The sequence below is a fragment of the Serratia sp. HMSC15F11 genome (assembly GCF_001808215.1).
Lineage (GTDB): Bacteria > Pseudomonadota > Gammaproteobacteria > Enterobacterales > Enterobacteriaceae > Serratia > Serratia nevei.
The window spans coordinates 52,697-76,207 of record NZ_KV792493.1 but is presented as its reverse complement, the minus strand read 5'-3'; the positions used below and the strand labels follow the sequence as shown (position 1 = coordinate 76,207).

The 23,511-nt window shown below is 61.4% G+C and carries 20 protein-coding genes and 1 other annotated feature; of the genes, 15 read left to right on the top strand and 5 right to left on the bottom strand.

Annotation, left to right across the window (positions count from 1 at the left end; all coding sequences use genetic code 11):
• Positions 1-5 precede the first annotated feature (5 nt).
• Entirely contained in the window at positions 6-1,193 is a 1,188-nt protein-coding gene (gene sdeX, locus HMPREF3138_RS18455) for a multidrug efflux RND transporter periplasmic adaptor subunit SdeX (RefSeq protein WP_038874990.1), read from the bottom strand.
• 142 nt (positions 1,194-1,335) lie between these two features.
• On the opposite strand from sdeX, the gene acrR reads away from it, so the two are divergent.
• The 3 genes from acrR (at position 1,336) to mscK (ending at position 5,859) form a co-directional block, all read left to right on the top strand.
• Entirely contained in the window at positions 1,336-2,010 is a 675-nt protein-coding gene (gene acrR / locus HMPREF3138_RS18450) for a multidrug efflux transporter transcriptional repressor AcrR (protein WP_033653243.1), read from the top strand.
• Between the two features lie 11 nt (positions 2,011-2,021).
• Complete coding sequence (locus tag HMPREF3138_RS18445; RefSeq protein ID WP_033647269.1) at positions 2,022-2,375, top strand: DsrE/DsrF/TusD sulfur relay family protein; 354 nt, start codon at positions 2,022-2,024, stop codon at positions 2,373-2,375.
• 100 nt (positions 2,376-2,475) lie between these two features.
• Positions 2,476-5,859, top strand: coding sequence for a mechanosensitive channel MscK (mscK, locus tag HMPREF3138_RS18440; RefSeq protein WP_038874998.1), 3,384 nt, complete (start codon positions 2,476-2,478; stop codon positions 5,857-5,859).
• A 41-nt stretch (positions 5,860-5,900) separates the two neighbouring features.
• Here mscK and rsmS read toward each other — a convergent pair whose 3' ends face one another.
• Both rsmS and priC read right to left on the bottom strand, forming a co-directional pair.
• Positions 5,901-6,080, bottom strand: coding sequence for a pleiotropic regulatory protein RsmS (gene rsmS / locus HMPREF3138_RS18435; RefSeq protein ID WP_016928837.1), 180 nt, complete (start codon positions 6,078-6,080; stop codon positions 5,901-5,903).
• A gap of 108 nt (positions 6,081-6,188) precedes the next feature.
• Positions 6,189-6,725, bottom strand: a complete 537-nt coding sequence (gene priC / locus HMPREF3138_RS18430; protein WP_038875000.1) for a primosomal replication protein PriC — start codon at positions 6,723-6,725, stop codon at positions 6,189-6,191.
• Between the two features lie 134 nt (positions 6,726-6,859).
• Between priC and HMPREF3138_RS18425 the strand changes: the two genes are divergently transcribed.
• The 12 genes from HMPREF3138_RS18425 to HMPREF3138_RS18370 all read left to right on the top strand — a co-directional run bounded on the left by HMPREF3138_RS18425 (position 6,860) and on the right by HMPREF3138_RS18370 (position 20,288).
• Positions 6,860-7,240, top strand: coding sequence for a DUF454 family protein (locus HMPREF3138_RS18425; protein ID WP_019454167.1), 381 nt, complete (start codon positions 6,860-6,862; stop codon positions 7,238-7,240).
• Between the two features lie 278 nt (positions 7,241-7,518).
• Complete coding sequence (gene apt / locus HMPREF3138_RS18420; RefSeq protein ID WP_019454166.1) at positions 7,519-8,070, top strand: adenine phosphoribosyltransferase; 552 nt, start codon at positions 7,519-7,521, stop codon at positions 8,068-8,070.
• Between the two features lie 92 nt (positions 8,071-8,162).
• The gene (gene dnaX, locus HMPREF3138_RS18415) at positions 8,163-10,121 is read left to right on the top strand and encodes a DNA polymerase III subunit gamma/tau (protein WP_038875002.1); all 1,959 of its coding nucleotides are present in this window, start codon (positions 8,163-8,165) and stop codon (positions 10,119-10,121) included.
• Positions 9,454-9,518 (top strand) — a sequence feature (DnaX frameshifting element). It overlaps the preceding gene by 65 nt.
• Before the next feature lie 41 nt (positions 10,122-10,162).
• Complete coding sequence (locus HMPREF3138_RS18410; protein ID WP_025301790.1) at positions 10,163-10,492, top strand: YbaB/EbfC family nucleoid-associated protein; 330 nt, start codon at positions 10,163-10,165, stop codon at positions 10,490-10,492.
• Entirely contained in the window at positions 10,492-11,097 is a 606-nt protein-coding gene (gene recR, locus HMPREF3138_RS18405; protein ID WP_004940263.1) for a recombination mediator RecR, read from the top strand. The genes HMPREF3138_RS18410 and recR overlap by 1 nt, the downstream gene beginning before the upstream one ends.
• 144 nt (positions 11,098-11,241) lie before the next feature.
• Positions 11,242-13,107 (top strand): molecular chaperone HtpG, encoded by a 1,866-nt coding sequence (gene htpG, locus HMPREF3138_RS18400; RefSeq protein WP_038875006.1) that lies wholly within the window; start codon positions 11,242-11,244, stop codon positions 13,105-13,107.
• 202 nt (positions 13,108-13,309) lie between these two features.
• Entirely contained in the window at positions 13,310-13,954 is a 645-nt protein-coding gene (adk, locus tag HMPREF3138_RS18395; RefSeq protein WP_004940261.1) for an adenylate kinase, read from the top strand.
• Positions 13,955-14,119: 165 nt separating this feature from the next.
• On the top strand, positions 14,120-15,253 hold the full coding sequence (locus tag HMPREF3138_RS18390) for a sugar diacid recognition domain-containing protein (protein ID WP_070559217.1): 1,134 nt from the start codon (positions 14,120-14,122) through the stop codon (positions 15,251-15,253).
• 119 nt (positions 15,254-15,372) lie between these two features.
• Positions 15,373-16,638, top strand: a complete 1,266-nt coding sequence (locus HMPREF3138_RS18385; protein ID WP_038875012.1) for a GntP family permease — start codon at positions 15,373-15,375, stop codon at positions 16,636-16,638.
• A 9-nt stretch (positions 16,639-16,647) separates the two neighbouring features.
• Positions 16,648-17,811 carry a glycerate kinase gene (locus HMPREF3138_RS18380; RefSeq protein WP_038875015.1) on the top strand — a complete coding sequence of 388 codons (1,164 nt, stop codon included), beginning with the start codon at positions 16,648-16,650 and terminating at the stop codon, positions 17,809-17,811.
• 119 nt (positions 17,812-17,930) lie between these two features.
• Positions 17,931-18,893: a ferrochelatase gene (hemH, locus tag HMPREF3138_RS18375; RefSeq protein ID WP_004940253.1), complete on the top strand. Its 963-nt coding sequence runs from the start codon at positions 17,931-17,933 to the stop codon at positions 18,891-18,893.
• A gap of 90 nt (positions 18,894-18,983) precedes the next feature.
• Complete coding sequence (locus HMPREF3138_RS18370; RefSeq protein ID WP_025301797.1) at positions 18,984-20,288, top strand: inosine/guanosine kinase; 1,305 nt, start codon at positions 18,984-18,986, stop codon at positions 20,286-20,288.
• Positions 20,289-20,346: 58 nt separating this feature from the next.
• On the opposite strand, the gene ybaL is transcribed toward HMPREF3138_RS18370, so the two are convergent.
• Together ybaL and HMPREF3138_RS18360 are read right to left on the bottom strand one after the other, a co-directional pair.
• Positions 20,347-22,038 carry a YbaL family putative K(+) efflux transporter gene (ybaL, locus tag HMPREF3138_RS18365; protein WP_004940247.1) on the bottom strand — a complete coding sequence of 564 codons (1,692 nt, stop codon included), beginning with the start codon at positions 22,036-22,038 and terminating at the stop codon, positions 20,347-20,349.
• Between the two features lie 245 nt (positions 22,039-22,283).
• Positions 22,284-23,504 (bottom strand): MFS transporter, encoded by a 1,221-nt coding sequence (locus HMPREF3138_RS18360; protein ID WP_048232868.1) that lies wholly within the window; start codon positions 23,502-23,504, stop codon positions 22,284-22,286.
• Between the last annotated feature and the right edge of the window lie 7 nt (positions 23,505-23,511).

Sequence of the window (23,511 nt, the reverse complement as noted above, 5' to 3'; positions counted from 1 at the left end):
CCTTTTTATGACTTCTGCGCTTCAGACTGCGGCTGTTTTTGCGCCTGAGTGTCAACTTCCTGCACTTTTACCTGCGCGCCCGGCTGCACTTTCATCAGGCCGGTGACGATCACGCGATCGCCGGCTTTCAGACCATCGGTAACCAGCCATTTGTCGCCAATCGCCTGGTCTGCCTTCAGCGTGCGCAGCTCAACTTTGTCGTCTGCCCCTACCACCAACGCCGTCGCCTCGCCGCGCGGGTTGCGGGTAACGCCTTGCTGAGGCACCAGCAGCGCATCGCTGCGCACGCCTTCGTCCAGGCGGGCGCGCACGAACATGCCCGGCAACAGCGTATCATTCGGGTTAGGGAACAGGGCGCGAATGGTGATGGAACCGGTGGTCTCATCGACGGTGACGTCGGAGAACTCCAGCGTGCCTTCCTGCGCGTATTCAGCGCCGTTTTCCAGCATCAGCTTCACCTTGGCCTTGCCGTTTTCCTGCTTCAGCGCGCCGCTGGCCAGTTCTTGCTTCAGGCGCAGGAAGTCGGTGCTCGACTGGGTGACGTCGACATACATCGGATCCAGCTGCTGCACGGTGGACAGGGCGGTCGCCTGGCCGTTGCTGACCAGCGCGCCTTCGGTCACGGCGGATTTGCCGATGCGGCCGGAGATCGGGGAGGTCACCTTGGTGTACGCCAGGTTGATGCGCGCGGTTTCCACGGCGGCCTTGGCGGCCACCACGGCGGCATCCGCCTGCTGCAGCGTGGAGACGGCGTTGTCGTAGTCCTGCTTACTGATGTAGCTGGTACCCAGCAATGGCTTGTAGCGGTTTACCGTCACGCGCGCGATGGAAGCGCTGGCCTGTGCTTTGGCCAAATCGCCTTTTGCGCTGTCGTAGCTGGCCTGATAGGTGGCAGGATCGATTTGGTACAGGGACGTCCCGGCCTTGATATCGCTGCCTTCAACGAAATTGCGCTTCAGGATGATGCCGCTGACCTGAGGGCGAACTTCGGCGATACGATACGCAGCGGTACGGCCAGGAAGATCGGTAGTGATGTTGAGAGGCTCGGCCTTCAAGGTCACCACGCCCACTTCAGGAGCCTGCTGGTGGGCGCCTTGCTGCTGGGTTTCTTTATCGTTACATCCTGTTAGCACTAAGCTGCCTGAAAGCATCAGAACGGCCGCCAGAGGCGTTAACCCTCTGTTTTTGTTCATAGAAAAACCTCAAGTGTCCGATTTCAAAATGATCAATGGATCACAAGCTTTAAAACCCATTGCTGCGTTAATTATATGTGCGTGCTATGGTACATACATTCGCGAATGTATGTAAATCACACTCCCCCTAAATAACAATGCCATGGCACGAAAAACCAAACAGCAGGCGCAAGAAACCCGACAGCAAATCCTTGATGCTGCGGTGAGAGAGTTCTCTGAACGTGGCGTTGCTGCAACGTCACTGACAGATATTGCCACCGCTGCCGGGGTTACGCGTGGAGCCATCTACTGGCACTTCAAGAATAAGGTAGACCTGTTTAATGAAGTTTGGGAATCTACCGAGCCGAAAATTGACCAGCTCGAAACAGAGTATCAGGCAAAGTTTCCCGATAATCCACTGCGGGTTATCCGAGAAATTCTGATTTACATTCTGACGTCTACGGTTGAAGACGGCCGTAGACGGGCGTTGATGGAGATTATATTCCACAAATGCGAGTTTGTCGGTGAAATGATGCCGCTGCTGGATTCGCGCAAGGTGCTGTACCTCGCCGGCTACGAACGTATCGAGGCGGTGCTGTATAACTGCATTCACCACGGGCAATTGCCCGCCGATTTGCATACCCGTCGCGCGGCGATCATCCTGCGGGGTTATATTACCGGCCTGATGGAAAACTGGCTGTTTATGCCGGAAAGTTTCGATCTGCGGGCCGAAGCCGAAGCGCTGGTGGACGCGTTTTTGGAGATGCTGCAGTTTTGCCCCACCTTGCGCCTCAAACCCGATGCGGCGACGCCTGACGCCGACCGCCTTCCTTTATAAGGAGAGATTTCATGTCATCCATCGTTCTTATCGCCAATGGCGCCGCCTATGGCCATGAATCCTTGTTCAATGCGCTGCGGTTGGCCATCGCCATGAAAGAGCAGCAGAGCAGCCTCGACCTGCGGCTGTTTCTGATGTCCGACGCGGTGGTGGCCGGGCTGGCCGGGCAGCAGCCGCACGAAGGGTATCACCTGCAGCAGATGCTGGAGATCCTCACCGCGCAGCAGGTGCCGGTCAAGTTGTGCAAGACCTGCGCCGACGCGCGCGGCGTCAGCCGCTTGCCGCTGGCGGACGGTGTGGCGATCGGCACGCTGGTCGAGCTGGCGCAGTGGACGCTGGCGGCGGAGAAAGTGCTGACTTTCTGATTTCGCGACAACGGGACATCACCGGCAACGCTTTTGTTGTTCGTTGCCCGCCGGCGATCGTGATAATCTGCAGGCTTCTTTACCGATCCGAAGCCAAATCATGCATCGCTGGTTGACTCTGCCTTCTCTGGCGCCGCTCACGTTTGTCGGCGCATGCCGGCGGCGCATCGCCGCTGCGACCCTTCTTTTCCTGATTTTTGCGTGCTGCTTGCCGGCACAGGCGGCGCTGAATGGCGATTTGCCGCAGCGCAGCGAAGTGCAAAGCCAGCTGGAAGCGCTGAACAAGCAAAAAGCCCTGACGCCGGTCGAAAAGCTCTCCCAACAGGATTTAACCCGTACGCTGGAGCTGCTGGACGCCATCGAGCGCAACCGGCAGGACGCCGCACAGCTTAAACAGCAGGTGCAGCAGGCGCCGGCGAAGCTCAATCAGGTCACCGCCGAACTGGATGCGCTGAAGCGGCCGACGGACAACGCGGCCGCGCGCGCCGCGCTGTTGCCGCTGTCGCTGCGCCAGCTGGAAAGCCGGCTGTATCAAACGCTCGACGAGCTGCAAAGCGCGCAGGAGAGCCTCTCCACCTACAACAGCCAACTGGTGTCGCTGCAAACCCAGCCTGAACGGGTGCAGAGCACCATGTACGCCGCTTCGCAGCGCCTGCAGGAGATCCGCAGCCAGCTCAGCGGCCAGACGCCGGGGCAAGATTCGCTGCGCAACAGCCAGCAGGTGATGCTGAACACCGAACAGGCGCTGCTTAACGCGCAGCTGGAACTGCAGCGCAAGAGCCTGGAAGCCAACACCACGCTACAAGATCTGCTGCAAAAACAGCGCGATTACACCACGGCGCATATCGACGCGCTGGATCGGTCGGTGCAGCTGCTGCAGGAGCTCGTCAACAGCAAGCGCCTGACGCTGTCTGAAAAAACCGCCAAAGAGGCGCAGAATCCGGAAGACGCCACCGATATCCAGCACGATCGGTTGGTCAGCAAGCAGCTGGACGTCAACCGCCAGCTGAGTCAGCAGCTGATCGCCGCCACCGAAGAGAGCAACACCCTGTTCCAGCAGAATATTCGGGTCAAAAACTGGCTCGATCGCGGTCTGCAGGCGGAACGTAACCTGAAAGAGCAGATTCAGGTGCTGAAGGGCAGCCTGGTGCTGTCGCGCATTCTGTATCAGCAGCAGCAGAGCCTGCCCCAGGGTACGCTGCTGGCGGATATAGACACGCGCATCGCCGATCTGCGGCTGGAGCAGTTCGATATCAATCAGCAACGCGACGATCTGTTCAAGGGGGAGGATTACATCAACCAGCTGGTGGCCGAAAGCAAGGAAAAGGCCGGCCCGGAAGTGATCGACGCGCTGAACGAAATTGTCGACATGCGCCGCGAGCTGCTGGATCAGTTGAACAAGCAGCTCAGCAACCAGCTGTCGTTATCGATCAACCTGCAGATCAACCAGCAGCAGCTGACCAGCGTCTACGGTTCGTTGCAGGATACGCTGACCCAGCAGATTTTCTGGGTCAACAGTAACAAGCCGGTCGATCTGGCGTGGCTGAAGGCGATGCCTGAGGCGGTGCGCGATCAGCTCGCCGGGCTCGATATCAAATTCGACGGCGGCAAGCTATTGCAGGGCGGCTTGAATGCGCTGGTGTTCCTGATCCCGATGCTGCTGGCGATCGGACTATTGCGCTGGCGCTACCGGCTGATCGACGGCCATCTGCAAAAGCTGGCCAACGACGTGGGGCAACTTAAACGCGACGGCCAGCTGCATACGCCGAAGGCCATCGCGCTGACCTTACTGAAGGTGTTGCCCGGCGCCGCGCTGCTGCTCGGCGTCGGTTTCTGGATGTATCGCGCGGACTTCGGCATCAGCGACTTTATCTGGGCGCTGTCGCAGCAGCTGGCGCTGTCATGGCTGGTGTTCGGCTTCAGCTACCGCATGCTGAAACCGGGCGGCATCGCCGAGCGGCATTTCAACTTCGGCGCCAACCTGTGCGCGCATTACCGTCGCCAGACGCTGCGGCTGGGGCTGGCGCTGCAGCCGCTGATCTTCTGGTCGGTTTTGGGCGAAAAAGCGCCGCTGCGCCTGGTGGAGGACGTCATCGGCCAGATCGTGGTGATGTTGACGTTGGCGCTGCTCACGGTGCTGGTGTTCCCGCTGTGCCGCGACAGCTGGCGTGAAAAGGGCTCGCACGCCGTGCGGCTGGTGGTGGTCACCGCGCTCGCCGCCACGCCGCTGATCCTGCTGGGGCTGATGTTCGCCGGCTACTTCTATACCACGCTGCGGCTGGCCAGCCGTTGGATAGACAGCCTGTATCTGTTCTTCCTGTGGAATATCGTGTACCTGACCGCGCTGCGCGGCCTGAGCGTGGCGGCGCGGCGTCTGGCCTACCGGCGCGCGCTGGCGCGGCGGCAAAACGTGGCGAAGGAGGGGGCCGAAGGCGGCGAGCCGGTGGTGGAGGAGCCGCCGTTGGCGCTCGATCAGATCAACCAGCAGTCGCTGCGCCTGACCACTCTGGTGCTGTTTGCTATCTTCGCCAGCGCCTTCTACGCCATTTGGTCGGATCTGGTGACGGTCATCGCTTACCTGGACAGTATCACGCTGTGGCATTACACCAGCACCGTGGCGGGCAGCAGCGTGTCGCAGGCGGTGACGCTGGGCAACATGATGGTGGCGATCGCCGCGGTGATCGTCGCCTACGTGCTCACCCGCAACCTGCCCGGTTTACTGGAGGTGGTGGTGCTGTCGCGGCTGCAGCTGCGGCAGGGGGCATCCTATGCCATCACCACCGTGCTCACTTACCTGATCACCGCCGTGGGCGCGGTGGTTGCGCTGGGATCGCTGGGCGTCTCCTGGGACAAACTGCAATGGCTGGCCGCCGGTCTGACGGTCGGGCTGGGCTTCGGCCTGCAGGAAATCTTCGCCAACTTCGTCTCCGGCCTGATCATTCTGTTCGAACGCCCGATCCGCATCGGCGATACCATCACCATCGGCACCTTCTCCGGTTCGGTCAGCAAGATCCGCATTCGCGCCACCACCATTACCGACTTCGATCGCAAAGAGGTGATCATTCCGAACAAGGCGTTCGTCACCGAGCGGTTGATCAACTGGTCACTGTCCGACACCATCACCCGCGTGCTGATCAAGGTGGGCGTGGCCTACGGTTCCGATCTCGACAAGGTGAAAAAGGTGCTGCTGCAGGCGGCGCACGACAACCCGCGGGTGATGACCGATCCCGAACCGCAGGTGTTCTTCCTCAGCTTCGGCGCCAGCACGCTGGATCACGAGCTGCGGCTGTACGTGCGCGAACTGCGCGATCGCAGCTACACCGTGGACGAGCTGAACCGCTCAATCGATCGTTTGTGTCGGGAAAACGACATCGACATTGCTTTCAACCAGCTGGAGGTCTATCTGCATAACCAGCAGGGCAACGAAGTGCAGGAAGTGAAAAGAACGCTGTCGCCGGATGAAGGCGGCCAGACGGCGGGCTGATAAGCGTTGAAAGACGAAAGGGACAGCGGCGCTGTCCCTGCTCACTGTCCGGCAGGCAGATAGGGAGAGGTGACGCCGGCGCGCTGCAGCTTTTCCTGATAGTCCCGTTTGACGATATCCAGCGCCGCCAGCGCGGTAGCCGGATCGATCTCGTTGCACTCCAGCAGGTAAATCAAGTCTACCGCCAGCTGCAGTTCGGGTGACGCGTTTTCCAGAGACATAGCACCTGCGCTTATATTAATTAATGGGATGAATAACTCGCGTACCGGCAGAGTATAGTGAACCCGGCGCGCAACCGGGAATAATCATTAAAATATTGTGATAAATCTTCAAAAACCGTTTTCTTTGCGCTCGATATTGCGTTCGATGCGCGCCAGCGCCTGGCGGCAGCGCATCAGTCTCCCCTCCAGCGCCGCCAGCTCGTGCTGCAGCTTTTGCTGCGCCGCCAGCGTGGTCTGGCGCCCCAGCAGGCTTTCCCGATCCTGAATCATGCCGATCAGCCGGCGTTCGTAGTCCTGATGCTCGGCCAGCTTGTGGTACAGATCGGCCTCGGGGGCTTCTTTCGGCTGGTTCTTGCGCCGCAGCGCCTGGGTTGCCAGCTCGCGCTGCAGGGCAGCGATCTGAGCCACCAGTTTTTCGGCCAGAAAGGCCACCTGGCTGGTGCGGCTGTCGTTGGCGGCGCTTTGCAGCTGGGCGAAATTCTTTTCCACCTCGGCCAGGTAGTCGCGCAGCCGCGTGCCGCGGTTGGCGAACAGGGCGGCGTCGAAGCGCGCCTGCGGGATTGGCACATCGCCGCGCGGGGTCACTTCGGCCGCCAGCGCCGCGATCTGCTGTGCCAACACCTGTAATAGACGCTGAGTGCTCACATAGGCTCCCTCTTGATTTCAACAGGCGTAAGCTTGCCCGCGATCCTGCCGTGAAACAAGCGCCGCACGCATATTCCGCCGGCGCGGCGCCGATGCTACAGTAGGCGGCAACCGATTGAGGAGCGAAGAGCCGCATGACGCGTGGGTTATTGATCATTTTAGGCTGGCTGGCGGTGGTGCTGGCGACGTTGGGCGTGGTGCTGCCGCTGCTGCCGACCACGCCGTTCCTGCTGTTGGCCGCCTGGTGCTTCGCCCGCTCTTCGCCGCGCTTTCATCACTGGCTGCTGCACCGCTCCTGGTTCGGTCCCTACCTGCGCCACTGGCAGCAGCATCGCGCGTTGCCGCCGGGGGCGAAGTGGAAGGCGGTGCTGGTGATCGTGCTCACCTTCGCCTGTTCGCTGTGGCTGGTGAAAATCTGGTGGGTGCGCGGGCTGTTGCTGCTGATGCTGGCCATTTTGCTGACCTTTATGCTGCGCCTGCCTGTTATTGACCTGTCGCAACAAAAACAGCGCTGATTGTACCTTAAACTCCCCAATAGCTTTCAAGCCGCAGCCACGCGACAAACGCAGGCATCCCCGGGAGCTTACTTAGGTAAGTGACCGGGGGGAATGCGTGCAGTCAACAACGCTGCGGGTTGAAAGATGCAGGGGAGAGTTGCATTTGTCCGCCAGTTTGCATAGATTTGGGCGTTTTCGTGCGCGGATCGCCTGCCATTTCTTCTCCGGTGTGTTTCACCCGGGGGCGGTGGGTGAGCGGCGCGCCGGTTTTCAGGCAGTTTTATCAGGCAACAATTATGACCGCTACTGCGCAGCAGCTTCAGTTTATTAAAGACAGTATCAAAACCATCCCGGATTATCCGAAGCCGGGCATCCTGTTCCGCGACGTGACCAGCCTGCTGGAAAACCCGTTGGCCTACGCCGCCAGCATCGAGCTGCTGGTTGAGCGCTATCGCGAAGCGGGCGTGACCAAGGTGGTGGGTACCGAAGCGCGTGGTTTCCTGTTCGGCGCGCCCGTCGCGCTGGCATTGGGCGTCGGTTTCGTGCCGGTGCGTAAACCGGGCAAACTGCCGCGCGCCACGCTTAGCGAAAGCTATGAGCTGGAGTACGGCACCGACAAGCTGGAGATCCACACCGACGCCATCACCGCGGGTGACAAAGTGCTGGTGGTGGACGATCTGCTGGCGACCGGCGGTACCATCGAAGCGACCACCAAACTGATCCGCCGCCTGGGCGGTGAAGTTAAAGACGCCGCGTTCATCATCAACCTGCCGGATCTGGGCGGGGAAGCGCGTCTAAACAAGCTGGGCATCGACTGCTACTGCCTGGTGGACTTCGCCGGCCATTGATGCGGCATCGCCCCTTGGGCACAACGGCCTCGCGGATCGCCGCGGGGCTGTGTTAGCATGACCCTCCAGATTCCTCGACTTCTCCGGTATTAATGAGCTATCAGGTTCTCGCCCGTAAGTGGCGCCCTCAAACGTTCGCAGACGTGGTCGGCCAGGAACATGTCCTGACCGCGCTGGCCAACGGCCTCTCGCTGGGGCGGATCCATCACGCCTATCTGTTCTCGGGTACCCGCGGCGTGGGGAAAACCACCATCGCGCGCCTGCTGGCCAAAGGCCTGAACTGTGAAACCGGCATCACCGCCACGCCGTGCGGCCAATGCGACAACTGCCGCGAGATCGAGCAGGGGCGCTTCGTCGATCTGATCGAGATCGACGCCGCTTCCCGAACCAAGGTGGAAGATACCCGCGATCTGCTGGATAACGTCCAGTACGCGCCGGCGCGCGGCCGCTTCAAGGTCTACCTGATCGACGAAGTGCACATGCTCTCGCGCCACAGCTTCAACGCGTTGCTGAAGACGCTGGAAGAGCCGCCGCCGCACGTCAAATTCCTGTTGGCCACCACCGATCCGCAAAAGCTGCCGGTGACCATTCTCTCGCGCTGCCTGCAGTTCCACCTCAAGGCGCTGGACGTCGATCAGATCCGCCAGCAGTTGGAAACGGTGCTGACGGCGGAGCAGATCACCAGCGACGCCCGTGCGCTGCAGCTGCTGGCGCGCGCCGCCGACGGCAGCATGCGCGATGCGCTGAGCCTGACCGATCAGGCGATCGCCATGGGGCAGGGGCAGGTGACCGCCGCCACCGTCAGCCAGATGCTCGGCACGCTCGATGACGAGCAGCCGCTGGCGATCCTCGAAGCGCTGGTCAGCGCCGACGGCGAAAAGGTGATGGCGCAGGTCGCGCAGGCCGCTTCGCGCGGCGTGGACTGGGAAAACCTGCTGGTGGAGACGCTGGCGCTGCTGCACCGCATTGCGATGGTGCAGCTGCTGCCTTCGATGCTCGACAACCACTACGCGGCCGTGGAACAACGGCTGCGCGAGCTGGCGCGCACTTTGCCGCCGGCCGACGTGCAACTTTACTACCAGACGCTGCTGGTGGGCCGCAAAGAGCTGGCCTATGCGCCGGATCGCCGCATGGGGGTTGAGATGACCCTGCTGCGTGCGCTGGCGTTTCATCCGAAAGCGGTGATCCCGGAGCCGGTGGCGTTGGTGCAGACCGCGCCGGCGCCGATGGCGCAGCCGCAGGCCGCTGCACCGCAACAGCCGCCGCAGTTTCAGGACGCGCCGCCGCCGCTAGGGCAGCCGGCTGCGCCACCGCGACAATCATCGACCCCATTACCGGATGCCACCGCCCAGCTGTTGAAAGCGCGGTCCCAGCTGCAGCGGCAGCAGGGAGCATCCACACCAAAAAAGAATGAGCCGGCGGCGCCAGGAATAGCGCGGCCGGCAAACTCGGCGCTGGGGCGTTTGGCTTCCGTGACCGAGCGTAGCCAGCAGCGTCTGGCAGAGAAGAAGGTGCCGGAAAAACCGGCTAAGCCGGAAGCCTATCGCTGGCGCGCGCAGACCGAGCCGGAAGCGGCGCCGGAACCGCTGGCGACGCCGAAAGCGCTGCGCACGGCGTTGGAGCACGAGAAAACGCCGGAGCTGGCCGCCAAGCTGGTGGTGGAGTCGCTGGAGCGCGACGCCTGGGCGGCGGAAATCGACAGGCTGAAGATCCCGAAACTGGTGCAGCAGCTGGCGTTGAACGCCTTCAAGCAGCAGCCGGAAGCGGGCAAGATTTGCCTCCATCTGCGGTCTTCGCAGCGTCATCTGAATTCGCCTTCGGCGCAGAAGACGTTGGCCGAAGCGCTCGGTGAGCTGTACGGCAGCCCGATCGAGCTGACCGTGATAGAGGACGATAATCCGGCGGAGCGCACCCCGCTGGAGTGGCGACAAGCCATCTATGAAGAAAAGCTGGCGCAGGCGCGCCAGTCCATCGTTGCGGATACCCATATTCAGACGCTGTGCCGGTTCTTCGACGCGGATCTGGATGAAGAGAGTATCCGCCCCCTTTAAACGCCGCGCGAGGTGCGCGGCCCTAGCGACGAGAGACGACTATGTTTGGTAAAGGCGGTCTGGGCAACCTGATGAAGCAAGCCCAGCAAATGCAAGAAAAAATGCAGCAGATGCAGGAAGAAGTCGCCAAATTGGAAGTGACCGGCGAATCTGGCGCGGGCCTGGTGAAAGTCACCATCAACGGCGCGCACAACTGCCGCCGCGTGGAGATCGATCCTAGCCTGATGGAAGACGACAAAGACATGCTGGAAGATCTGATCGCCGCCGCGTTTAACGACGCCGCGCGCCGCATCGAAGAAACTCAGAAAGAGAAAATGGCTTCCGTCTCCAGCGGCATGCAGTTGCCGCCTGGCTTCAAGATGCCGTTCTGATGCAAACCAGCCCGCTCCTTGAATCCCTGATGGAGGCGCTGCGATGCCTGCCGGGCGTCGGCCCGAAATCGGCGCAGCGCATGGCGTTTCAGCTGCTGCAGCGCGATCGCAGCGGCGGCATGCGCCTGGCGCAGGCGTTGACGCGCGCGATGTCGGAGATCGGCCACTGCGCCGATTGCCGCACCTTCACCGAGCAGGACGTTTGCACCATCTGCGCCAATCCGCGCCGTCAGCAAAACGGCCAGATTTGCGTGGTGGAAAGCCCGGCGGATATCCACGCCATCGAGCAGACCGGCCAGTTCGCCGGGCGCTACTTTGTGCTGATGGGCCATCTGTCGCCGCTGGACGGCATCGGGCCGGGCGATATCGGTCTGGATCGCCTGGAGCAACGGCTGGAAAAGGAAAGCATCACCGAAGTGATCCTCGCTACCAACCCGACGGTGGAAGGGGAAGCGACCGCCAACTACATCGCCGAGATGTGCGGCCAGTATGGCGTGCTCGCCAGCCGTATCGCCCATGGCGTGCCGGTGGGCGGCGAGCTGGAAATGGTCGACGGCACCACGCTGTCGCATTCGCTGGCCGGGCGTCACGCCATCAAGTTCTGATGTTTTCCCGGACGGGGCCATTCGGCCCCGTCTTTTTTTTGCCAAAAATCTCCCGCCGTCCGCTTGAAAAACAAGACCCTGACCCTCATCTGATCCTCATTGTTCGATTTTGGTAGCCATTGTCTTTTGAGGTAATCAATGAGTATGAAAGGTCAAGAAACCCGCGGGTTCCAGTCTGAAGTAAAACAGCTGCTTCATTTGATGATCCATTCGCTGTACTCCAACAAAGAAATTTTCCTGCGCGAGCTGATTTCCAACGCCTCTGATGCCGCCGACAAGCTGCGCTTCCGCGCCCTGTCCGCGCCAGAGCTGTACGCCGGTGACGGCGAGCTGCGCGTACGCTTGTCCTTCGATAAAGAGCAGCGCACCCTGACCATCGCCGACAACGGCATCGGCATGCGCCGCGAAGAAGTGATCGAAAACCTCGGCACTATCGCCAAGTCCGGCACCAAAGCGTTCCTGGAATCCATTGGTTCCGACCAGGCGAAAGACAGCCAGCTGATCGGCCAGTTCGGCGTCGGTTTCTACTCGGCGTTCATCGTGGCGGACAAAGTGACCGTGCGCACCCGCGCCGCCGGCGCCGCCGATGACGAAGGCGTGTTCTGGGAGTCCGCCGGCGAAGGCGACTACACCATTGCCGATATCACCAAAGAGACCCGCGGCACCGAGATCACCCTGCATCTGCGCGAAGGCGAAGAGGAGTACCTCGACGCCTGGCGCCTGCGCTCGGTGATCGGCAAATATTCCGATCACATCGCTTTGCCGGTAGAGATCGAAAGCAAAAACGAAGAAGACGATACTGTCACCTGGGAAAAGATCAACAAGGCACAGGCCCTGTGGACCCGCAGCAAGGCTGACGTGACCGATGAAGAGTACAAAGAGTTCTACAAGCACATCGCCCACGATTTCACCGATCCGCTGAGCTGGAGCCACAACCGGGTGGAAGGCAAGCAGGAGTACACCAGCCTGCTGTATATCCCGGCGCAGGCGCCGTGGGACATGTGGAACCGCGATCACAAGCACGGCCTGAAGCTGTACGTGCAGCGCGTGTTCATCATGGACGACGCCGAGCAGTTCATGCCGAACTACCTGCGCTTCGTGCGTGGTCTGATCGATTCCAACGATCTGCCGCTGAACGTGTCGCGCGAGATTCTGCAAGACAGCCGCGTGACGCAAAACCTGCGCGGCGCGCTGACCAAGCGCGTGCTGCAGATGCTGGATAAGCTGGCCAAAGACGACGCCGAAGGCTACCAGAAATTCTGGCAGCAGTTCGGTCTGGTGCTGAAAGAGGGCCCGGCGGAAGACAACGGCAACCAGGAAGCGATCGCCAAGCTGCTGCGCTTTGCCTCCACCCACGGCGACAGCTCGGCGCAGACCGTGTCGCTGGAAGAGTATGTCGGCCGCATGGCGGAAGGGCAGGAGAAGATTTACTACATCACCGCCGACAGCTACGCCGCCGCCAAGAGCAGCCCGCACCTGGAGCTGTTCCGCAAGAAAGGCATCGAAGTGTTGCTGCTGTCCGATCGCATCGACGAGTGGATGATGAGCTACCTGACCGAGTTCGACGGCAAGCCGTTCCAGTCGGTCAGCAAAGCGGATGAAACGCTGGATAAATTGGCGGATGAAACCGAAGAGCAGAAGGCCGCCGAGAAGCAGCTGGAACCCTTCATCGAACGCGTGAAAACCCTGCTGGGCGAGCGCGTGAAGGATGTGCGCCTGACGCACCGCCTGACCGATACGCCGGCGATCGTGGTAACCGACGCCGACGAAATGAGCACCCAGATGGCCAAGCTGTTCGCCGCCGCCGGCCAGCAGGCACCGGAAGTGAAGTACATTTTCGAGCTTAATCCTGAGCATGCGTTGGTCAAACGAGCATCCGACGTGGGCGATAACGAACATTTCGCCGAATGGATCGACCTGTTATTGGATCAGGCGCTGCTGGCTGAACGCGGCACGCTGGAGGATCCGAACCTGTTCATCCGTCGCATGAATAAGTTACTGTCCGCCTAAAGCTGAAGATATGCGCCCTTAACGGCACCGTTAGGGGCGCATTGCCGATTTTTCCCCGCTTTTTCTCGCCTTTTGCTTGCCCGCTTTTTTGCACATTCCGCAATCGATTTCCTTCGCGCGCCTTGAGCCTGCCCCCCCTGAAATGGTATCGTTGAGCGTTTTCGCAATTTTATAAAAACTACATAGCAAGGGGATTTACGCAATGCGTATCATTCTGCTGGGCGCTCCGGGCGCTGGTAAAGGTACTCAGGCTCAATTCATCATGGAGAAATACGGCATTCCGCAAATCTCCACCGGTGATATGTTGCGCGCAGCCGTGAAGGCCGGCAGTGAACTGGGCAAGCAGGCGAAAGAGATCATGGACGCCGGCAAGCTGGTGACCGATGAGCTGGTGATCGCGCTGGTCAAAGAGCGCATCGCTCAGGAAGATTGCCGCAAGGGCTTCCTGCTGGACGGTTTCCCACGCACCATTCCGCAGGCTGACGCGATGAAAGAAGCCGGCATCAACGTGGACTTCGTGCTGGAGTTCGACGTGCCGGACGAGCTGATCGTTGACCGCATCGTTGGCCGCCGCGTGCACGCGCCGTCCGGCCGCGTATACCACGTGAAGTTCAATCCGCCGCAGGTGGAAGGCAAAGACGACGTGACCGGCGAAGAGCTGACCACGCGCAAGGACGATCAGGAAGAGACCGTGCGCAAGCGCCTGGTGGAATACCATCAGATGACCGCGCCGCTGATCTCTTACTACAGCAAAGAAGCGGCAGCGGGCAACACCCAATACCGCAAAATCGACGGCACCCGCAAGGTCGCCGAAGTGAGCGCAGAGCTGGCGACCATCCTCGGTTGATCGCAAGCGGATTGTGCATGACGCCGGGCCTGTGGCCCGGCGTTTTTTTTGCCGTTTTCCCGCCAAATTGTGATCGCGGCGGCTTGTTGCGGCCGTGCCCGTTAATCGCCCGCGCCAAATGGCGTATAACAAGCCTGCGTTTTCACCCTCAGCAGGGAGCCGGGCATGCTCAGACAAACCAATCTTCTGGCGGAAGCCACCGCGCGCCAGATCGTCCAGCGGGCGATGGGCATCATCAGCCATTCCGTCAACGTGATGGACAGCAACGGCGTGATTATCGCCTCCGGCAACCCCCAACGCCTGTTCCAGCGCCATGAAGGCGCGGTGCTGGCGCTGGCGGAGAATCGGGTGGGGGAAATCGACCGCGCCACCGCCGAGCACCTGAAGGGCGTGCGGCCCGGCATCAATCTGCCGTTCAGCTTTCGCAACCAGCGGGTGGGGGTGATCGGCATCTCCGGCGAACCAGCCGAGGTGCGCGCCTACGCCGAGCTGGTGAAGATGGCGGCGGAGATGATGGTGGAGCAGGCGGCGCTGCTGGATCAGCACCAGTGGGAAAAGCGCTACCGGGAAGAGCTGGCGAACCAGCTGCTGCAGCCGCAGCCGAACAACGCGTCGCTGGAAGCGATGGCAGCGTATCTGGGATTGGATCTGCGCCAGGCGCGCATCGTGTGGATCGTCGAGCTGCAAGAGGCGCAGCCGCACCTGCTGCGCGAGCTGCTGGCGGAGCTGGAGGCCACCCAGCGCGATGCGTTGATCGCCATTACCGGCTTCAATGAAATGACCCTGCTGCGCCCGGCCTGCATGGCGCAGGGCGAATGGAGCCTGAAGCTGGAACGCCAGCAGGCGCAGCGTTTGCAAAACCAACTCAAACACCGCTTTCGGGTGCGCTTGATCGTCGGCGGTTTTTATGACGATCCGCAAAGCGCCTACCGTTCCAGCCTGACGGCGCGCGCCACCCAGGCGATGGCGCAGCGCCTGAAACTGCGTCACGCCACGCTGTTCTACCACGACTACCCGCTGCCGTCGCTGTTGTGCGATCTGGGGGAGGACTGGCGCGCGCAGGAGCTGGGGCGCCCCTGGCGGACGCTGGGCGAACAGGACGAAAAAGGCGTACTGCGCGGCACGCTGCGCCACTATTTTTCGCAGAATTGTGATCAGACGCAGACCGCCGCGCAGCTGCATATCCACGTCAATACCCTGCGCTATCGCCTGCAGCGCATCGAAGCGATAACCGGCATGAAAATCAATCAATTAACCGACGCTCTGCGGTTGTATATCGGCATGCTGATGCACGACTGAGTTGTGCCAACCCACAAATTTCACGCCGTTCACCCGGCGATTTTTTGTTGTTTCCCCTCAGGCCAACGCCGGGCGTGCGGGATATGTTGGCCTGCACATCAACCACGGAGAAAACAACAATGACAACCGTATCCACTCTGGGGGCACTGGTGGCGTTAGCCGTCGCCATCGTCCTGATTCTACGCAAGGTGCCACCGGCTTACGGCATGATCGCCGGCGCGCTGGCGGGCGGGCTGTGCGGCGGCGCCGACCTGGTGCAGACCGTAACGCTGATGATCGGCGGGGCGCAGGGCATCACCAACGCCGTGATGCGCATTCTGGCGGCGGGGGTGCTGGCCGGGGTGCTGATCGAATCCGGCGCGGCGCACACCATCGCTGAAACCATCGTGCGCAAGGTGGGCGAAACCCGCGCGCTGCTGGCGCTGGCGGTGGCTACACTGATCCTGACGGCGGTGGGGGTATTTATCGACGTGGCGGTGATCACCGTCGCACCGATCGCGCTGTCGATCGCCCAGAAGGCCGGCATTTCGCGCGCGGCGATCCTGCTGGCGATGATCGGCGGTGGCAAGGCCGGCAACGTGATGTCGCCCAACCCGAACACCATTGCGGCGGCGGACAACTTCCACGTGCCGCTCACTTCGGTGATGATGGCCGGCATCGTGCCGGGGCTGTGCGGCCTGGTGGTGGCCTATCTGCTGGCGCGCCGCCTGAGCGATAAAGGCAGCAAAGTGATGGCCGAAGAGCTGACTCAGCATGCCGAAGGGGCGCGGCCGGGCTTCGCTGCGGCGATCAGCGCGCCGCTGGTGGCGATCCTGCTGCTGTCGCTGCGGCCGATCGCCGGTATCGCCGTCGATCCGCTGATCGCGCTGCCGGCCGGCGGGTTGGCGGGCGCGCTGCTGATGGGGCGTATTCGCCAGTGCAATCATTTTATGGTCTCCGGCCTGTCGCGCATGGCGCCGGTAGCGATCATGCTGCTCGGCACCGGCACGCTGGCGGGCATTATCGCCAACTCGGCGCTGAAGGATGTTTTGATTAACGGCTTAACGCACACCGGGCTGCCGGCCTGGCTTCTGGCGCCGCTGTCCGGCGCGCTGATGTCGATGGCGACCGCGTCGACCACCGCCGGCACCGCCGTGGCTTCCGGGGTGTTCAGCTCTACGCTGCTCGAGCTGGGCGTGAGCGGGCTGGCCGGTGCGGCGATGATCCATGCGGGCGCCACGGTGCTGGATCACCTGCCGCACGGCAGCTTCTTCCACGCTACCGGTGGCAGCGTCAATATGGCGGTGCACGAGCGGCTGAAGCTGTTGCCGTATGAAACGCTGGTGGGATTCACCATCGCGGCAATCTCGGCGCTGATGTTTGGCGTGTTTAACCTGGCGGGATAAGGAACAGTGATGAAAACGCTGAAAAAAGTGGTTATTGCCCCGGATTCTTTCAAAGAGAGCCTGAGCGCGCTCGGCGTTGCCGACGCCATCGAGCGGGGATTCCGCCAAATTTATCCGCAGGCGCACTACGTGAAGCTGCCGATGGCGGACGGCGGCGAAGGCACGGTGGAGTCAATGGTGGCGGCCACCGGCGGCGAAATCGTCCAGGTGACGGTCACCGGGCCGCTGGGGGAGCCGGTACAGGGGTTCTATGGCCTGCTGGGCGACGGCGAAACCGCAGTGATTGAAATGGCCGCCGCTTCCGGGCTGCACCTGGCGCCGCCCGGCCGGCGCGATCCGCGCATCACCACCAGTTACGGCACCGGCGAACTGATGCTGGCGGCGCTGGAGCGCGGCGTGAAGGCGATCATTCTCGGCATTGGCGGCAGCGCCACTAACGACGGCGGCGCCGGGATGATGCAGGCGCTGGGCGTGAAGTTGCTGGATAAGGATCGCCGGCCGCTGCCGGTGGGCGGGGCGGCCCTGGCGCAGATGGCGCACCTCGATCTCACCGGGCTGGATGCGCGTTGGCAACGGGTGAGCGTAACCGCCGCCTGCGACGTCGATAACCCGCTGTGCGGCGAAAAGGGCGCCTCGGCGGTGTTTGGGCCGCAGAAGGGGGCGACGCCGGAGATGGTGGCGCAGCTCGATGCGGCACTGCATCACTATGGTGAATTGCTGGAACGGGAAACCGGCCGCGCCGTGCTCACCCAGCCGGGCGCGGGGGCGGCGGGCGGCATGGGGGCGGCGCTGCTCGGCATGCTCAGCGCGCGCTTGCGGCCGGGCATCGAGATCGTCACCGAAACTCTGCGTCTGGATGAGGCGGTGCGCGATGCCGATTTGGTGATCACCGGCGAAGGGCGGCTGGACAGCCAGTCGATCCACGGCAAAACGCCGATCGGCGTGGCGCGGGTGGCCAAGCGCCACGGGGTGCCGGTGATCGCCATCGCCGGCAGCCTGACGCCGGATTACCAGGTGGTGCATCAACACGGTATCGATGCAGCGTTTTCGGTGCTCGATCGCATCGTGACGCTGGAAGAAGCACTGGCGGACGCCGATTGCAATTTGCAGGTGACGGCGCGCAACGTGGCGGCGGTGTGGCAACTGGCGCAAAGGGAAGGCCCACAGGCATAGCCTGTTGCTGTTATCGGTTTCGATGCAGGACTTTTCCGTTACAATAGCCGGCATTAATGGCTGCTGACATCCCGACCCAGAACGGAATGCCGGCCGGAAAGGAAATGAGGGGAACTGAGATGAAGCAAGAGAAACACGGCGTATTGCTGGTGAACCTGGGCACACCAGATGCGCCGACCTCGTCGGCGGTCAAACGCTATCTGAAGGAATTCCTCAGTGACGATCGCGTGGTCGATACGGCGCCGCTGATCTGGTGGCCGATCCTCAACGGCGCGATCTTGCCGATCCGTTCGCCGCGCGTGGCGAAGCTGTATCAATCGGTGTGGATGGAAGAGGGCTCGCCGCTGCTGGTGTACAGCCGCCGCCAACAGCGGGCGCTGGCGGCGCGCATGCCGAATACGCCGGTGGAGCTGGGCATGAGCTACGGCTCGCCGAGTCTGGCGGAAGCCATCGACAAGCTGCTGGCGCAGGGCGTGACCAACCTGGTGGTGCTGCCGCTCTATCCGCAATATTCCTGTTCCACCAGCGCGGCGGTATGGGATGGCGTGGCGCGAGTGCTGAAAGGCTATCGCCGTTTGCCTTCTGTGGCCTTCATCCGCGATTACGCCGAACACCCGGCCTACATCGCCGCGCTGCAGCAAAGCGTGGAGCGCTCGTTCGCTGAGCACGGCCAGCCTGACCGGCTGGTGCTGTCGTTCCACGGCATTCCCAAACGCTATGCGCGCCTGGGCGATGACTACCCGCAGCGCTGCGAGGACACCCTGCGTGCGCTGAGCGCCACGCTGCCGCTGGCGCCGGAGCGAGTGATGATGACGTACCAATCACGCTTCGGCCGCGAGCCGTGGCTGACACCGTACACCGATGAGACCCTGAAGGGGCTGCCGGCGCAGGGCGTGAAGCACATTCAGCTGATTTGCCCCGGTTTCTCGGCGGACTGTCTGGAAACGCTGGAAGAGATCAAAGAACAGAACCGCGAGATCTTCCTCAAAGCCGGCGGCGAGAAGTTTGAATATATCTCGGCGTTGAACGACGAGCCGGCGCATATCGATATGATGCAGCAACTGGTGGCGCAGCGCCTGTAATCATCCATAATCTGTATATTAGATGCATCGTGATCGGGCGGGGATGTGTTAACATTCACCGCTTGTTAAACCGTCACCACCACCAATCACATGAAATTTCCTGGTAAACGCAAGTCCAAACACTATTTCCCGGTGAGCGCCCGCGATCCGCTTCTGCAGCAGGCCCAGCCCGAAAGTGAAATCAGCACCTCGTATATCGTCGGCATCGATCAGACGCTGGTGGATATCGAGGCGAAAGTGGACGACGCTTTTGTCCAGCGCTACGGCCTGAGCCTGGGCCACTCTCTGGTGATCGAAGACGACGTCGCCGAGGCGCTGTATCAGGAACTGAATGAAAACAACCTGGTTACCCATCAGTTCGCCGGCGGCACCATCGGCAATACCATGCACAACTATTCGGTGCTGGCGGACGATCGCTCGGTGCTGCTCGGCGTGATGTGCAGCAACGTGAAAATCGGCAGCTATGCCTACCGTTACCTGTGCAATACCTCCAGCCGTACCGATCTTAACTATCTGCAGGGCGTTGATGGCGCCATCGGCCGCTGTTTCACGCTGATTGGCGAAAGCGGCGAGCGCACCTTCGCCATCAACCCGGGCCAGATGAACCAGCTGCGCCCGGAAAGCATTCCTGAAGAGGTGATCGCCGGCGCGTCGGCGCTGGTGCTGAGCTCTTATCTGGTGCGCTGCAAGGAAGGGGAGCCGATGAAGGCTGCCACTCTGCAGGCGATCGAATACGCCAAAAAACACGACGTGCCGGTGGTATTGACGCTGGGCACCAAGTACGTGATCGCCGACAACCCGCAGTGGTGGCGCGACTTCCTGAAGGAAAACGTGACGATTCTGGCGATGAACGAAGACGAAGCGCTGGAGCTGACCGGGCTAAGCGATCCGTTGACCGCCTCGGACATGGCGCTGGAGTGGGTGGATCTGGTGCTGTGCACCGCCGGGCCGAACGGCCTGTATATGGCGGGCTACACCGAAGAGGCCAACAAGCGGCAGACCCAGCACCCGCTGTTGCCGGGGCATATCGCCGAGTTCAACCGCTACGAATTCAGCCGCGCCATGCGCCGTGAACACTGTGAAAATCCGCTGCGCGTTTATTCGCACATCGCGCCGTATATGGGCGGGCCGGAGAGGATCATGAACACCAACGGCGCCGGCGACGGCGCGCTGTCGGCGTTGCTGCACGATATTGCCGCCAACGGCTATCACCGCCATAACGTGCCGAATTCCAGCAAGCACGTGCGCAGCTACCTGACTTATTCCTCCCTGGCGCAGGTGTGCAAATACGCCAACCGCGTCAGCTACCAGGTGTTGAACCAGCATTCGCCGCGCCTCACCCGTGGCCTGCCGGAGCGGGAAGACAGCCTGGAAGAATCCTACTGGGAGCGTTAACCCGCTGAAAAAGAAAAGGTCCGGCAATACCGGACCTTTTTTTGTGCGCCGTGGCGCTTCAGATCGGGCAGCCGCCCATTTTTTCTTCTTCGCTCAGGGTATCCAGCTGCAGGATGTTCAGCATGCTGTTGGCGATCTCCCGTTCGCCCATCACCACCTGGTTGGCGCCGCGATCGGTGATGTAGGCCACTTCGTCGTCGTAGTGGGCGCGGGCGATGATCTCGATGTTCGGCCGCTTGGCGCGCGCCGAGGCGACGATCTCGCCGGCCTCATAGCCGTTGGGGATGGTCAGCAGCAGCCAGCGCGCGCAGTCGAGCCGCGCCAGATCCATCACTTCCGGATTGGCGGCGTTGCCCAGCACCGTCTTGATGCCCTGTTCGCGCAGCGCTTCCACCCGCGGGCGGGAGTTCTCGATCACCACCAGCGGAATGCCCGCCTCGGCCAGTTTGCCGCCCAGCAGGCTGCCGACGCGGCCGTAGCCGACCACCAGCGCGTGGTTGCACATGTCCACCGGGATCTGCTTCTCTTCTTCCACCGCCTCTTCGAGAATTTGCTCTTCGATGGTTTCGGTTTTGGCCAGATAGCGCTCCAGCAGGGTGAACAGCAGCGGGTTGAGCATGATGGACAGAATGGCGCCGGCCAGCACCAGATTGCGCCCGTGTTCCGACATCATGCCCAGCGCGATGCCGAGGCCCGCCAGAATAAAGGCGAACTCGCCGATCTGCGCCAGGCTGGCGGAGATGGTCAGCGCGGTGCGCTTGGAGTGACCGAACATTTTCACCAGCAGGAACGCGGCGGCAGATTTGCCGAACACGATGATCGCCAGCGTCGCCAGCACCGCCAGCGGTTCGTTAATCACGATCATCGGATCGAACAGCATGCCGACCGAGACGAAGAACAGCACCGCAAACGCGTCGCGCAGCGGCAGGGTGTCGTGCGCCGCGCGGTGGCTCAGCTCGGACTCGTTCAGCACCATGCCGGCGAAGAAGGCGCCCAGCGCGAAGGAGACGTCGAACAGCTTCACCGCGCCGTAGGCGATGCCGAGCGCCAGCGCCAACACCGCCAGGGTGAACAGCTCGCGCGAGCCGGTGCTGGCGGTTTTCGACAGGATCCACGGCACCAGGCGGCGGCCGACCACGATCATCAACGCGATGAAGGCGATGACTTTACCGATGGTCAGCGCCAGCTCCATCAGCAGCTGGCTGCTGCTGGCGTTGTCGTTGCCCAGCATATTGCCGAAGGCGGGCAGCAATACCAGCGTCAGCACCATCGCCAAATCTTCGACGATCAGCCAGCCGATGGCGATTTGCCCGCGCTGGCTGTCGATCAGCTGCCGTTCCTCCAGGGCGCGCAGCAGCACCACGGTGCTGGCGGTGGAGAGGCAGAGGCCGAACACCAGACCGGAGATCAGATCCCAGCCGAGCAGCTTGGACAGCCCCATACCGAGCAGGGTAGCGACGGCTATCTGCGCCACGGCGCCGGGAATGGCGATAGATTTTACTGCGAGGAGGTCTTTCAAAGAGAAGTGCAGGCCAACACCGAACATCAACAGGATAACGCCGATTTCCGCCAGTTCCGGCGCCAGTGAGGTATCGGCGACGAAACCGGGGGTGAACGGGCCGGCGAGCACCCCTGCGGCCAGATACCCCACCAGAGGGGAGATGCGCAGGCGGTTCGCCAGCATGCCGAGGAGGAAGGCGAGTACTAACCCTCCGACGATGGTGGTGATGAGCGGTGTTGAATTATGCATCCATACTCCTTCTGGCTATGCATCGCGGCACGGGAGAAACGCAACAAAGTTACGAAAAGATACATTTAGTTTATTGCATTTGTTCGCGGCTTGCTTGGCTAATTTGGCATTTTTTGTAAAAAAGCAGAGGATTTCACTTAAGGCGCGGCAATGAGGAGATTTTGTGTCAGATAAGCCAAATAACATTGGTTTATCCGTGGGATAACCCGGATTAATAAATAATTTCATCCGGGCATTCAGCGGGGTTATTGCGCTTTATGCTCCATATTGGGCAGTAGCGCCGTGATAATGCCGATCAGCGGCAGGAAAGCACAGATTTGGTAGACCAGCTCGATACTGGTCAAATCGGCGACATAACCAAGAACTGCCGCACCTAACCCACCCATACCGAAAGCAAAACCGAAGAATAAGCCGGAAACCATGCCGACTTTACCGGGGATCAGCTCCTGCGCGTAGACCAGGATGGCGGAGAACGCCGAGGCGAGAATAACCCCGATGATCACTGTCAAAATGCCGGTCCAATACAGGGATGAGTAGGGTAAAATAAGGGTAAACGGCGCGGCGCCGAGAATGGAGCCCCAAATAACATATTTACGCCCTATCTTGTCGCCGAGAGGCCCGCCGATAATGGTTCCGGCCGCCACTGCGAACAGGAATGCGAACAGGTGAATCTGTGCATTCTGCACCGAAATGCCGAACTTATGTATCAGATAAAAGGTGTAATAGCTGCTGATACTGGCCAGATAGAAGTATTTGGAGAAAATCAGCACCAGCAGGATGCCCAACGAGTAGGCAACGGTACGTTTTGGCAGCGGTTTCAGCAGCGACGGGCTTTTCGGCTGCCCTTTAGTTGCCCGGTGCTGATGTTGATACCACTTGCTGACCTGCAGCAACACCACGATCGCCAGCAGCGCCGCCAGCGAGAACCAGGCGACGTTGCCCTTGCCGTAAGGCGCGATGATCAGCGCCGCCAGCAGCGGGCCGAGCGAGCTGCCGAAGTTGCCGCCGACCTGGAACAGCGACTGCGCCAGGCCGTGCCGGCCGCCGGAGGCCATGCGCGCCACGCGCGAGGATTCCGGGTGGAACACCGATGAGCCGGTGCCCACCAGCGCCGCCGCCAGCAGCACCAGCGGGAAGGTGCTCGCCACCGACAGCAGCAGCAGGCCGGACAGGGTAAAGCCCATGCCGATCGGCAACGAGTAAGGCTGCGGGTGTTTATCGGTGTAATAGCCAATCAGCGGCTGCAGCAGCGAGGCCGTCAGCTGATAGGTCAGGGTAATCATGCCGATCTGCACGAAGCTGAGGTGAAAATCGGCTTGCAGGATCGGGTAAATCGCCAGGATCAGCGACTGGATCATATCGTTGAGCAGGTGAGACACGCTGATGGCGCCAAGGATGGAGAAGGCGGTTCCCTTCACCGCGCTGCCCTTGGCGGGCGGCATCGCGCTTTGGCTACTGTCGGTCATATTATTA

Excerpts from the sequence above, each read along its gene's own strand:
- sdeX (WP_038874990.1), bottom strand. The coding sequence starts at position 1,193 with ATGAACAAAAACAGAGGGTTAACGCCTCTGGCGGCCGTTCTGATGCTT.
- acrR (WP_033653243.1), top strand. The coding sequence starts at position 1,336 with ATGGCACGAAAAACCAAACAGCAGGCGCAAGAAACCCGACAGCAAATC.
- HMPREF3138_RS18445 (WP_033647269.1), top strand. The coding sequence starts at position 2,022 with ATGTCATCCATCGTTCTTATCGCCAATGGCGCCGCCTATGGCCATGAA.
- mscK (WP_038874998.1), top strand. The coding sequence starts at position 2,476 with ATGCATCGCTGGTTGACTCTGCCTTCTCTGGCGCCGCTCACGTTTGTC.
- rsmS (WP_016928837.1), bottom strand. The coding sequence starts at position 6,080 with ATGTCTCTGGAAAACGCGTCACCCGAACTGCAGCTGGCGGTAGACTTG.
- HMPREF3138_RS18425 (WP_019454167.1), top strand. The coding sequence starts at position 6,860 with ATGACGCGTGGGTTATTGATCATTTTAGGCTGGCTGGCGGTGGTGCTG.
- apt (WP_019454166.1), top strand. The coding sequence starts at position 7,519 with ATGACCGCTACTGCGCAGCAGCTTCAGTTTATTAAAGACAGTATCAAA.
- dnaX (WP_038875002.1), top strand. The coding sequence starts at position 8,163 with ATGAGCTATCAGGTTCTCGCCCGTAAGTGGCGCCCTCAAACGTTCGCA.
- HMPREF3138_RS18410 (WP_025301790.1), top strand. The coding sequence starts at position 10,163 with ATGTTTGGTAAAGGCGGTCTGGGCAACCTGATGAAGCAAGCCCAGCAA.
- recR (WP_004940263.1), top strand. The coding sequence starts at position 10,492 with ATGCAAACCAGCCCGCTCCTTGAATCCCTGATGGAGGCGCTGCGATGC.
- htpG (WP_038875006.1), top strand. The coding sequence starts at position 11,242 with ATGAAAGGTCAAGAAACCCGCGGGTTCCAGTCTGAAGTAAAACAGCTG.
- adk (WP_004940261.1), top strand. The coding sequence starts at position 13,310 with ATGCGTATCATTCTGCTGGGCGCTCCGGGCGCTGGTAAAGGTACTCAG.
- HMPREF3138_RS18390 (WP_070559217.1), top strand. The coding sequence starts at position 14,120 with ATGCTCAGACAAACCAATCTTCTGGCGGAAGCCACCGCGCGCCAGATC.
- HMPREF3138_RS18385 (WP_038875012.1), top strand. The coding sequence starts at position 15,373 with ATGACAACCGTATCCACTCTGGGGGCACTGGTGGCGTTAGCCGTCGCC.
- HMPREF3138_RS18380 (WP_038875015.1), top strand. The coding sequence starts at position 16,648 with ATGAAAACGCTGAAAAAAGTGGTTATTGCCCCGGATTCTTTCAAAGAG.
- hemH (WP_004940253.1), top strand. The coding sequence starts at position 17,931 with ATGAAGCAAGAGAAACACGGCGTATTGCTGGTGAACCTGGGCACACCA.
- HMPREF3138_RS18370 (WP_025301797.1), top strand. The coding sequence starts at position 18,984 with ATGAAATTTCCTGGTAAACGCAAGTCCAAACACTATTTCCCGGTGAGC.
- ybaL (WP_004940247.1), bottom strand. The coding sequence starts at position 22,038 with ATGCATAATTCAACACCGCTCATCACCACCATCGTCGGAGGGTTAGTA.
- HMPREF3138_RS18360 (WP_048232868.1), bottom strand. The coding sequence starts at position 23,504 with ATGACCGACAGTAGCCAAAGCGCGATGCCGCCCGCCAAGGGCAGCGCG.